This window comes from Rhizobacter sp. P3_B12, from assembly GCF_056402895.1.
Map to the genome: position 1 here is coordinate 1 of NZ_JBFUGN010000107.1, position 11069 is coordinate 11069.

At 68.7% G+C, this 11069-nt stretch carries 7 protein-coding genes and 1 pseudogene; all 8 read right to left on the reverse strand.

The genetic code is table 11. From position 1 onward, the window contains the following. Positions 1–3013 (reverse strand): putative Ig domain-containing protein (locus AC1D01_RS08665; RefSeq protein ID WP_477865645.1); only part of this gene is annotated, 3013 nt, incomplete at its 3' end. A 184-nt stretch (positions 3014–3197) separates the two neighbouring features. Next, positions 3198–3821 (reverse strand): RES family NAD+ phosphorylase, encoded by a 624-nt coding sequence (locus AC1D01_RS08670; RefSeq protein WP_477865646.1) that lies wholly within the window; start codon positions 3819–3821, stop codon positions 3198–3200. After that, on the reverse strand, positions 3818–4657 hold the full coding sequence (locus AC1D01_RS08675) for a MerR family transcriptional regulator (RefSeq protein ID WP_477865647.1): 840 nt from the start codon (positions 4655–4657) through the stop codon (positions 3818–3820). The genes AC1D01_RS08670 and AC1D01_RS08675 overlap by 4 nt, the downstream gene beginning before the upstream one ends. An 88-nt stretch (positions 4658–4745) precedes the next feature. Then, positions 4746–5525, reverse strand: coding sequence for a hypothetical protein (locus tag AC1D01_RS08680; protein WP_477865648.1), 780 nt, complete (start codon positions 5523–5525; stop codon positions 4746–4748). Positions 5526–5733: 208 nt separating this feature from the next. Next, a complete protein-coding gene (locus AC1D01_RS08685) occupies positions 5734–9399 on the reverse strand; it encodes a hydantoinase B/oxoprolinase family protein (RefSeq protein WP_477865649.1) in 3666 nt (1221 codons plus the stop codon). Between the two features lie 33 nt (positions 9400–9432). After that, complete coding sequence (locus tag AC1D01_RS08690) at positions 9433–10137, reverse strand: ABC transporter ATP-binding protein (protein WP_477865650.1); 705 nt, start codon at positions 10135–10137, stop codon at positions 9433–9435. Further along, complete coding sequence (locus tag AC1D01_RS08695) at positions 10137–10850, reverse strand: ABC transporter ATP-binding protein (RefSeq protein WP_477865651.1); 714 nt, start codon at positions 10848–10850, stop codon at positions 10137–10139. The genes AC1D01_RS08690 and AC1D01_RS08695 overlap by 1 nt, the downstream gene beginning before the upstream one ends. Next, positions 10847–11069, reverse strand: a pseudogene (locus AC1D01_RS08700) (branched-chain amino acid ABC transporter permease); the annotation flags it as partial. The gene AC1D01_RS08695 and the pseudogene AC1D01_RS08700, both read right to left, overlap by 4 nt.

Consider the following 11069-nt stretch of genomic DNA (forward strand, 5'->3'; position numbering starts at 1 on the left):
TCGTCGCATCGCCCTTGTTGACGACCCACATGCGGCCGTCGGGCGCACGCGCCACGCTGCGCGGCCGCGTGCCGACCGCGATCTCCGCGACCCGCGCGTTCGTGCTGCCGTTGAAGACGCTGACGCTGTCGTTGTCCTGGTTCACCAGCCACACGCGCGGCGTCGTCGCGGGCTCCAGCGCGATCGCCGACGACGAGGTCGGGCGCGCTGCGGTGGCCGCGGCATACACCGCCTGCCTGAAGGTGCGCGAGGTGACGACGTTGTTCGCATCGATCGCCTCCACCGTCACGCTGTACAGGCCCGGCGCCGCGTAGGTGTGGGCGATCGACGTGGCGGTGGAATAGGCCGTCTGCGCCGTGCCGTCGCCGAAGGTCCAGCGGTAGCGCGTGCCGGTGCCGCCGTTCGACGCGACGTTGAACGTGACGCTGCCGCCCGAGGCGATCGGCGCCGCCGCGACCGGGTCGATCACGAAGGCCGCCGCGCTGACGTTCCAGGTGAACGCCGCGCTCGCGGTGCCGCCATGCCCGTCGTCGACGCCGATCGTCACCGCGAAGTTGCCGACCGTGCTCACCGTGCCGCTGATCAGCCCACTGGTCGCGTTGATCGTCAGCCCGTTCGGCAGGCCAGTGGCGGACCAGGCCAGCGCATCGCCATCAGGATCGCCGGCGCTGACGCCGAACGACACCGCCTGGCCGACCAGGTTGTTGCGGTTGGCGATTGGCGCGATGGCCGGGGCGCGGTCGACCGTCACGGTCTTCTCCGAACTGCGGTCCGGGAAGTCGTTGAAGTTGCCGCTCTTCAGCAGCGACCAGTTGACGCCGTCGTTGCCGATGTAGAAGTTCCAGCCGGCGATGATGCCATTCAGCCCACCCGCCACCGGACGCGGCAGGTACTTGAAGCCGCCGATGCCGCGCGCGGTGCCGAGGTTGACGATGAAGCGGTGCGGCAGCGGCGCGTTGCCGCCGGTGTACTTGGTGTGCCAGAAGGTCGCTGCATCGCCATCGATCGCGGCAGCGCCCGAGTTCTGGCCGCTTGACGCCTCCTGGCTGTCGACCTGCACCGCCCAGCCGGTGCGCGGGATCACCGCGCCGGCGCGGTCGAGCAGGTTGAACTCTGCCATCGAGGTCCAGGCGTTGCCGCCCTGCTCCGACACCGCCTCCAGCATCACGTACTGCACCGTCGCGCCGAGCACCGGCGTGACGTTCCACGCCAGCATCGTGCTGCTGGCCGCCACGTCGTTGCGCGTGCTCACCGTGACCACGTACTGGCCCACCGTGGTCGGCGTGCCGGTGATCGCACCGCTGCTCGCGTTGATCGCGAGGCCCGGCGGCAGGCCGGTGGCCGACCAGGTCAGCGTGCCGGTCGGCGTGGTGGCGGCCAGCGCCAGGTTCACCGCGCTGCCGCTGATGCTGCTCTGCGTGCCGGGGTTCACGAGCTTCGGCGCGGCATCGCCACCGATGCGGATCATCTTCGACACCGAGGGCGTGCCGGCCGCGTTCATCGCGAACAGCATGTAGTAGCCGGGCAGCAGCACGCCGGGGTTCGAAGGCAGCGCCAGCGAGTAGGCGTTGCTGCCGGTGGTGGTGAACTGCAGCGGGATGCGGCGCTGGTCGTTGTTGACGGTGTGCGTGGTCGAGCCCACGCGCACCAGCGAGAACTGCGCGACCGCGGCGTTCGTCGTCACCGCGATGCTGGTGCCCTGCGTCGCGGTGGCCGGCGCGGTGCTGATCGCCGGGCGCGTCGCGGCGGTGCCGTCGTCGTTCAGCAGGTAGTGCGGCGTCAGGATCTGCGCGTTCGCATGGTTGGTCGAGCAGCTGCCGCACAGGCCGCTGCCGGCCGTCAGCACGCGGGCGTCGGGCAGCAGCAGCGCGATGCTGTGGTAGTTGCGCGGCACGCCGATCGGCGGCAGCGGCACGAAGGTCTCGGTGGCCGGATCCCACAGCTCGGGCACCAGCGCCGAGTTGTCATCGGACCACGGGCGGCCGAAGCTGTGGCCGCCGATCACCAGCACCTGCCCGTTCGGCAGCACGACGCCGTTGCTGAAGATGCGCGAGTACGCCATCGGCGCGACCTTGCGCACCGAGACGCCGGCGTTCACGTCGATCACGTAGGCGCGGTTGTTCGCGTTCTGCCCTTCGTAGGCCGGCGCGCCGCCGACCTTCAGGATCTTGCCGATGTCGTACATCACCGCGTTGCCGCTCTGGCTGTATGCATCGTCGCCGCGCGTGCCGGCGGGCGTGATGCTTCCGCTGCCCTGGGTGTCGATCCAGTTCATGTTCGCGGCCGGCCCGGCGTGCAGCACCTTGCCGTTCGGCGCCGGGAACAGCCACATGTGGTTGTCGGCGCGAAACGCGAAATCGGGGTCGTTGCCGAGCGCCGCGTCGACCGGCACGCCGGTTAATCGGGCCCAGCCGCCGGCGGCCGTCCAGCGCTCGCCGTGCTTGTTGCCGCGCCCGCCGCTCCACGAGCCGCCGAGCGTGAAGACCGAGCCGTCGGCGAGGATGGTGTTGGCGTTGTAGCCGCGCGCGATCGTCATCGTCGCGCCGGTGCTCCAGGCATTGGCGACCGGGTCGTAGACCGTCGTCTTGGCGCTGTCCTTGCCGCCGTTGACGAGGATGCGGCCGTCCGGCAGGTTGGTCGTGCCGGTGCAGAACATGTCGTGGCCGGTCTGCGTGACCAGCGTCTCGCTCGCGGTCTGCGTGGCCGGATCGAACAGCGTCGTGTAGGTCTGGCCGCTCGGCGCGCCGTCGGTGAAGCGGTCGGACGAGGCCCACAGCACCACCTTGCCGTTCGGCAGCAGCGCGGCCGACGGCGTCACCATCGACAGCGGGATCAGCGGGGTCCACTGGCCGGCGCCGGGTGCGGCCACGGCGGCGGTGCGCTCGGTAGGTGGTGCGGCGGCATCGGCTGTGGGCGCTGTGTCGTTGCCGCCGCCACCGCCGCACGCGGCCAGCAGCAGAGCACCAGCCAGCACGGCGCCACGCGGCACCGGGACGCGGAAGGATCGGGTCATGCTTGTCTCCTGCCTGGTGCATGCGGCGGCCCGGGGGCTCGCGCTGCGCCATGTCGTTGATCGGGGGAAGGCCTGCTGTGAACGTATGTTCTATTTTTTAATCAACTAGAACATTCGCTCTTTTTACAGGTGTGCCGACGCGCTGTCAACACGGGGCGGGTATTCAGATCGAGAGGATCAGGCCCTAGATGGGCACCACGCGGTACCGTCGCATGATCGACTGAGCCTCTGTGGACGTCATGGGGTCGACACTTCGTGCGTTCGAAACGGTCAAGCCTTTGGCAGAGATGGCACGCTCGAACAGTGCCACGCAGAACTGGCCTGATTTGAAGCGCGACCGATACCGAAGGCCATCGACTTGGGGGTTGGCATGCGCATGCAACAGCGCCGACCACTCCCATGTCCGCAGATAGGAGTCTTCCATGACGTTCGATGCGCAATCACCCAGATCGATGAGGGGCTCATCGGCAAACTGGGCCAGCACGAGCGGATCCCTGGAAGAAATCTCACAGGCCCATCGGGCGGTCATCTTCGCCTGGGGAATCTGGATGTCCGTTCCTGCGGGGCGAACCATGTTCTGGCGCACGACCGTCTCCATCCAGCACGTCGGCAGGTCGTAGCCGAGATAGAGAACACCGAACTGATCGGAAGGCGGCAGCGCAGCAGGACAGTCATAGCGATTGCCCCCTGCCACGCTCGGTTTCATCGGGTTCTGGCCCAACCAATAGACCCGATGGAAAGTCTCCCTGGTGGCCGTCTCAACGGCAAGAACGAAGGTCGGGTCAAGCACCGGGAACGGACCGCTCATGTCTCCTGACCTTCGGTGAGTTCTCTTTCCAACGCTCGCCTGACGGGCTCCAACAAGGAAGAACCCGCGGACAGCTTCAGATGTGCGATCAATTCATCCTTGGCAAGAACTTCGGCCCGAGGCAGGTTTTCGTTGGACAGCAGGCACTCGAAAGGCCGAAGTCCATTCAGGCTGCCGTTTGGCGTGGACATGAAGTGGTAGATGCGCCATTCGTCCGCGGACCGGGCCCGAGCGAGAAGCGCAGCCGTTGTCGCACCCGTGATCTTGGGGTCGAGTGCCCACGCGGGGATGCGATGCTCTCCCTCACCGGGCGTCCGCAAGGCAAATAGCTTCTGCTCCTTGACGCGCTTGCGCACAGCGTGCTCTCCAATGCCCAGAAGATCGCTGGCTTGCGAAGTCGACTTGAACTCCTTTGACTTCAGCAGCGCCGTCTTGCTCTTCAGCCCTCGTTCCAGAAGCTGTTGCCAGCCTTCAACGACGGGCACGTCTCGGATTCCCGCATCTGCCTTGTCGGCCAGCGTTTCGGCGACCTGCCGGATGAACTGCCTCGCGGACAGTTCTCCAACATGTTGCTGCTGGACCTCCTTCAGAGACTCGAGGGTCTTTTCAAACACGGAGCGCGCAAGACCTGGGCTCAGTGGGTGGATCGAGAGATCCTTGTGCGGCGGGTCGGCGTCCAGGTGCTCGGCGCCTGGGGCATTCGCGAGCTCAGCATCCAGGATGCTCCAGGTCGCCAGATCAATGACCAGCGGCACGGAGACGCTTCCAGCCCCGCTCTTCTCGTTGCTGGAGGACTTGGCAGTTTTCGCTTGCTTGCGGGATGAAATGGGAGCCATGGCAACTTTGCGGGCTGGGAGGATTCGCAGTCTCGTCAGTCTCTCAGGTTACGCCAGTTACGTCCATTGCAATCCCCCACCGACCGACTCAATCGGGCGCGACAGGCGGTACCGTCAGCGCTGCGCGGTGGCGTTGCAGCACCCACGCGACGACCAGCACCAGCCCCCACGCCGCCACGTAAGACAGACCGGCCCCGAGCGTCGGCAAGGCCAGCGCAAGCACCATGAAGAACGCGCCGAAGCCGACCATGCCGCGCACGAAGCCGGCCAGCAGCTCGATGGTGGCGTCGGCACCATGGCGCACCCGCGTGAAGCACGGCAGCACGTTGCCGGTGATCGGCAACGCGAGCAGCAGCCCGCTGAGCGCGGCCGGGAACACCGACGCGCCACCCATGATCGCGGCGGCCAGCGCGGCGGCGGCTGCGACGCGCAGCACCAGTTCGACCGGCGGGATGTGCAGCACCGTGCGCTCGCGGCGGTGCGCCGGCATCGATCGCATCCCGGCCCACGGCGCGAGCGCCGCCAGCCCGCAGGCTGCGGCAAACGGCAGCTCGATCCACACGAGCAACCCGCCGACCGCGAGGAACACCGCATTCGCCGCGAGCAGCGACACCCACCACGGCCAGCGCCGCACCGCGTGCGCGAACGCCACCATGTGCGACACCATCGCCGGGTACGCGACGATCGTCGCCACCGCGATCGCATGCGCCTGCGACAGCGGCGCCTGCAGCAGCACGAAGCCCATGATCGGCCCGGCGATCATCGGCAGGCCCGACAAGGTGCCCGCGACGCCATGGCCGAAACGCTTCGCGGCGAAGCTGGCCGTGAGCACGACCGCGCACACCAGCGCGAGCTTCAGCAGGAACATCGGTGGCACCGGCGGGGGAAAGAAAAAAATATGGGCCCGCCGGCAAAGGGAGGATTGCGGCAGCGGGCCCGAAGGTCCGGCTGGAGGGAGGTATGGGCCGGACAGCCCGGCATGAGGGAGGGACGGGCCGGGCGGTTCGAAGTGTAGGGAGCGTTGATGCCTTTCCCCACACCGGCGCGCCGGTCCATTTGTACCGACATCGTTTGCCTCACACCGCGCCGTAGCCCCCGCCGCCCGGCGTCTCGATCACGAACACGTCGCCCGGCCCCATCGGCACCGAACCGATGTGGTCCAGCATCTCGACCTGCCCGCCGGCCCGCTCGACCCGGTTGATGCCCGGCCGGCCGGCCGATCCGCCGGCCATGCCGAACGCGCCGGCGTGGCGCCCGTTCGACAGGATCGAGGCCGTCATCGGCTCGAGGAAGCGCACGCGCCGCACGCCACCGTCGCCGCCGCGATGCCGGCCGGCGCCGCCCGAGCCGGGGCGGATCTCGTAGCTGTCCAGCCGCACCGGGAAGCGGAACTCGAGCACCTCCGGGTCGGTGAGCCGCGAGTTCGTCATGTGCGTCTGCACGACCGAGGTGCCGTCGAAATCCGGCCCGGCGCCCGAGCCGCCGGAGATCGTCTCGTAGTACTGGTAGGTCGCGTTGCCGAAGGTGAAGTTGTTCATGGTGCACTGCCCGGCCGCCATCACGCCGAGCGCGCCGTACAGCGCGTTGGTGATGCAGGTCGAGGTCTCGACGTTGCCAGCCACCACCGAGGCCGGCGGGTTCGGGTTCAGCATCGAGCCTTCGGGGATGATCACCTGCAGCGGCTTCAGGCAGCCGGCGTTCAGCGGGATGTCGTCGTTGACCAGCGTGCGGAACACGTACAGCACCGCCGCCATGCAGACCGCGCGCGGCGCGTTGAAGTTGTTCGTCAGCTGGGCCGAGGTGCCGGTGAAGTCGATCACCGCGCTGCGCTCCTGCTCGTTCACCCGGATGGCCACGCTGATGCGCGCGCCGTTGTCCAGCGGCAGCGTGAAGCTGCCGTCCTTCAGGCGCGTGATCACGCGGCGCACCGATTCCTCGGCGTTGTCCTGCACGTGGCGCATGTAGGCCTGCACCACCTCGAGCCCGAACTGCTGCACCATCTTGCGCAGCTCCTGCACGCCCTTCTCGTTGGCCGCGATCTGGGCCTTCAGGTCGGCGAGGTTCTGCTGCGGGTTGCGCGACGGGTGGGGGCCGCTCTTCAGCAGCGCCAGCATCTCGGCCTCGCGCAGCACGCCGGCCTCGACCAGCTTGACGTTGTCGATCTGCACGCCCTCTTCTTCGATGCGCGTCGAGAACGGCGGCATCGAGCCCGGCGTGATGCCGCCGATGTCGGCATGGTGGCCGCGCGAGCCGACGTAGAACAGCGGGGCCTCGTTCTCGCCATCCCCTTGGTAGACGGGGGTCACGACCGTCACGTCGGGCAGGTGCGTGCCGCCGTGGTACGGGTCGTTCAGCGCGTACACGTCACCCGGCTTCATGCGCCCGGCATTGCCCTGGATGACTGTCTTGATCGACTCGCTCATCGAACCCAGGTGCACCGGCATGTGCGGCGCGTTGGCGATCAGGTTGCCTTCGGCATCGAACAGCGCACAGCTGAAGTCGAGCCGCTCCTTGATGTTCACCGAGTACGCGGTGTTCTGCAGCTGCAGCCCCATCTGCTCGGCGATGTTCATGAACAGGTTGTTGAACACCTCCAGCATCACCGGGTCGACCGTGGTGCCGATCGCGCGGCGCAGCTCGCGCGGCTGCACGCGGTCGAGCAGCAGGTGGTCGTACGCGGTGACGCGGGCGCGCCAGCCGGGTTCGACGACGGTGGTCGCGGTCTTCTCGGCAATGATGGCCGGGCCGTCGATGGTGTGGCCGGGCAGCGCGTCCTCGCGCACCACCAGCGCCGCATCCCACCAGCGGCCGCCGCTGAACAGCTGCACCGTCTCGCGCACCGGCGCGGCGCCGCTGGCGGCCAGCGCATGGCGCGGCTCGACCGGCGCATCGCCTGCACCGACCGCCTCCACCGACACCGCCTCGATCACCAGCCGGCGCTCGCTCATCAGGAACGCGAAGCGCTGGCGGTACGCGGCCTCGAACGCGGCCTGGATGGCCTCGGGCGTGCCGAACGGCACCACCAGCGCCGAGTCGGTGCCCTCGTAGCGCACGTGCACGCGGCGCAGCACCGTCACCGCGGCACTGCTGGTGCCCTGGCGCTTCAGCTCGCCCTCGGTCTCGGCGGCCAGCGTGGCCAGCAGTTCGGTGACAGCCGGCATCGCACCGGCCAGCGGCAGCTCGACCGCGCGCTCGCGCAGCACCGCCTGGTCGGCCAGCCCCATGCCGTAGGCCGACAGCACGCCGGCCAGCGGGTGCGCGAACACCCGGTTCATGCCGAGCGCATCGGCCACGCGGCAGGCGTGCTGGCCGCCGGCGCCGCCGAAGCACTGCAGCGCGTAGCGCGTCACGTCGTAGCCGCGCGCCACCGAGATCTTCTTGATCGCATTGCCCATCGCGCCCACCGCGATGTCGATGAAGCCCTCGGCCACCGCCTCCGGCGAGCGCTTGACGCCGGTCGCGCGTTCGATCGCGGCGGCCATCTCGGTGAATTGGCGCACCACCACCTCGCGGTCGAGCGACTGGTCGGCGTTCGGGCCGAACACCTTCGGGAAATGCGCCGGCTGGATCTTGCCGAGCATCACGTTCGCATCGGTCACCGCGAGCGGGCCGCCGCGGCGGTAGCAGGCCGGACCCGGGTTGGCGCCGGCACTCTCCGGCCCGGCGCGGAAGCGCGCACCGTCGAAGCTCAGGATCGAGCCGCCGCCGGCCRCCACCGTGTGGATGCTCATCATCGGCGCGCGCATGCGCACGCCGGCCACCTGCGTCTCGAACGCACGCTCGAACTCGCCGGCGAAGTGGCTCACGTCGGTGGAGGTGCCGCCCATGTCGAAGCCGATCACCTTGACCTCGGCGGTCGCGGTGGCGGTCTTCGCGTCATCGCCCAGGCCGAGCGGCGACAGCCCGAGCTGCGCGGTGCGCACCATGCCGACGATGCCGCCGGCCGGGCCGGACAGGATCGCGTCCTTGCCCTGGAAGGCATGCGCATCGGTCAGCCCGCCCGACGACTGCATGAAGAACAGCTTCACGCCCGGCATCTCGCTCGCGACCTGCTCCACGTAGCGGCGCAGGATCGGCGACAGGTAGGCGTCGACCACCGTCGTGTCGCCGCGGCCCACCAGCTTCATCAGCGGGCTCACCTCGTGCGAGACGCTGATCTGCGGAAAGCCGATGCGCTGCGCGATCGCCTTGGCAGCGAGCTCATGCGCGGTGAAGCGGTAGCCGTGCATGAAGACGATCGCGACACTGCGCAGCCCGGCGTCGTAGGCGGTTTGCAGGTCGGCCTGCAGCTGCGCCTCGTCGAGCGCCTCGATCACGTCGCCCTTCGCGCCGACGCGCTCGCGCGCCTCGATCACGCGGCTGTACAGCAGCTCGGGCAGCTGGATGTGGMAGTCGAAGATGCGTGGGCGATCCTGATACGCGATGCGCAGCGCATCGCGAAAGCCCCTTGTCGTGACGAGCAGCGTCGGCTCGCCCTTGCGCTCGAGCAGCGCGTTGGTGGCCACCGTGGTGCCCATCTTCACGCACTCGACGCGCTCGGCCGGGAAGGCCTCGCCGGGCTTCAGGCCCAGCAGGTGGCGAATGCCGGCGACCGCCGCATCGCGGTACTGCTCGGGGTTCTCGCTGAGCAGCTTGTGGGTGACCAGCGTGCCGTCGGGCCGCCTGGCGACCACGTCGGTGAACGTGCCGCCGCGATCGATCCAGAACTGCCAGCGGTCGGTGCCTTGAACTTGAGCTTGCATGGATTTCTTTCCTGGGCCTCACAACCCGAAGTATCACAACCCGAGATAGGCCTTCTTGACGTCGTCGTTGGCCGCCAGCTCGGCGCCGCTGCCCTGCATCACGATGCGCCCGGTCTGGATCACGTAGCCATGGTGCGCGATCGACAAGGCCTTGTGGAGATTCTGCTCGACCAGCAGGATCGTCACGCCGGTCGCGTTGACGCGCTGGATCACCTCCAGCACCTTGGCGACGAACTTCGGCGCGATGCCCCACGACGGTTCGTCCAGCATCAGCAGCTTCGGCCTGGCCATCAGGCCGCGCGCGATCGCGAGCATCTGCTGCTCGCCGCCGCTCATCGTGCCGGCGAGCTGGGTCTCGCGCTCCTTCAGGATCGGGAACAGCGTGAACATCTCGTCGATGCCGGCCGCCACCTCGTGCGCATCGGTGCGGGTGAAGGCGCCGAGCTCCAGGTTGCGCCGCACCGTCAGGCGCGGGAACAGCCGGCGGCCTTCGGGCACCAGCGACAGCCCGAGCGGCACCCGCTGGTGCGCCGGCAGCTCGTGGACCGGCCGGCCATCGAAGCGCACGCTGCCGGCATCGAGCCTGTTCAGCCCGGCGATCGCGCGCAGCGTGGTCGACTTGCCGTTGCCGTTGCCACCGACCAGCGCGACGATCTGGCCCTGCGGCACCTCGAGGCTGACGTCGGACAAGGCCAGCACGCCGCCGTAGCTGACGCGCAAGTTGGAAACCTGCAGCATCACTCGTCTCCCAGGTAGGCGTGGATCACGTGCGGATCGCGCGAGACCTCGGCCGGCGTGCCGTCGGCGATCTTCACGCCGCGGTCGAGCACGACGATCCTGTCGGCGATCGGCATGATGCCTTCGAGCACATGTTCGACGATCAGGCAGGCGATGCCGCGCGCGCGGATGTTCAGCACCACCTTCACCATCTCGCGCACTTCCGACGGGTTCAGGCCGGCCATCACCTCGTCCATCAGCAGCAGCTTCGGCGCGATGGCGAGCGCGCGGGCGACCGCCAGCCGGCGCTGCTCGCTGATCGTCATGCTGCCGGCGGGCTTGTCGGCGAATTGATCGAGGCCCACGAAGGCCAGCCACTGCTGTGCCTCGTCGCGGGCGGCCGAGACACGGCGGTTGCGCATCAGCGCGCCGGTCATCACGTTCTCGCGCGCCGTCATGCTGGTGAAGGTGCGCGCGACCTGGAAGGTGCGGCCCACGCCGGCGCGGGCGCAGGCCTCGGGCGGCAGGCCGGAGATGACTTGGCCGTCGAGCCGGATCTCGCCGGCGCTCGGTTCGTAGAAGCCGGCGACGCAGTTGAATGCCGTCGTCTTGCCGGCGCCGTTCGGGCCGATCAGCCCGACGATCTGGCCGGCGTCGACGCTGAACGAGACATCCTGGTTGGCCATCAGGCCGCCGAAGCGCTTCGAGACGCCTTGAAGTTCAAGCAGGCTCACAGTGCCACCTCCACCTTGGCCGCTTCGACCGCGCGGGCGCGGCGCCGCTGCTGCCATTCGCGGAACCAGCCGATCAACCCGCTCGGGTAGAACACCGCGATGCCGACGATCAGCGCCGCGTAGATGATGGTGTCGGTACCGCGGCCGGTGCCGCCGAAGCTGGCGCGCGTCAGCTCCTCGATCGTCGTCAGCACCACCGAGCCGACCACCGGCCCGAAC

What these genes read in the sequence shown, in the direction of transcription:
- AC1D01_RS08670 (WP_477865646.1), bottom strand. Translation starts at nt 3,821, where the DNA reads ATGAGCGGTCCGTTCCCGGTGCTTGACCCGACCTTCGTTCTTGCCGTT.
- AC1D01_RS08675 (WP_477865647.1), bottom strand. Translation starts at nt 4,657, where the DNA reads ATGGCTCCCATTTCATCCCGCAAGCAAGCGAAAACTGCCAAGTCCTCC.
- AC1D01_RS08680 (WP_477865648.1), bottom strand. Translation starts at nt 5,525, where the DNA reads ATGTTCCTGCTGAAGCTCGCGCTGGTGTGCGCGGTCGTGCTCACGGCC.
- AC1D01_RS08690 (WP_477865650.1), bottom strand. Translation starts at nt 10,137, where the DNA reads ATGCTGCAGGTTTCCAACTTGCGCGTCAGCTACGGCGGCGTGCTGGCC.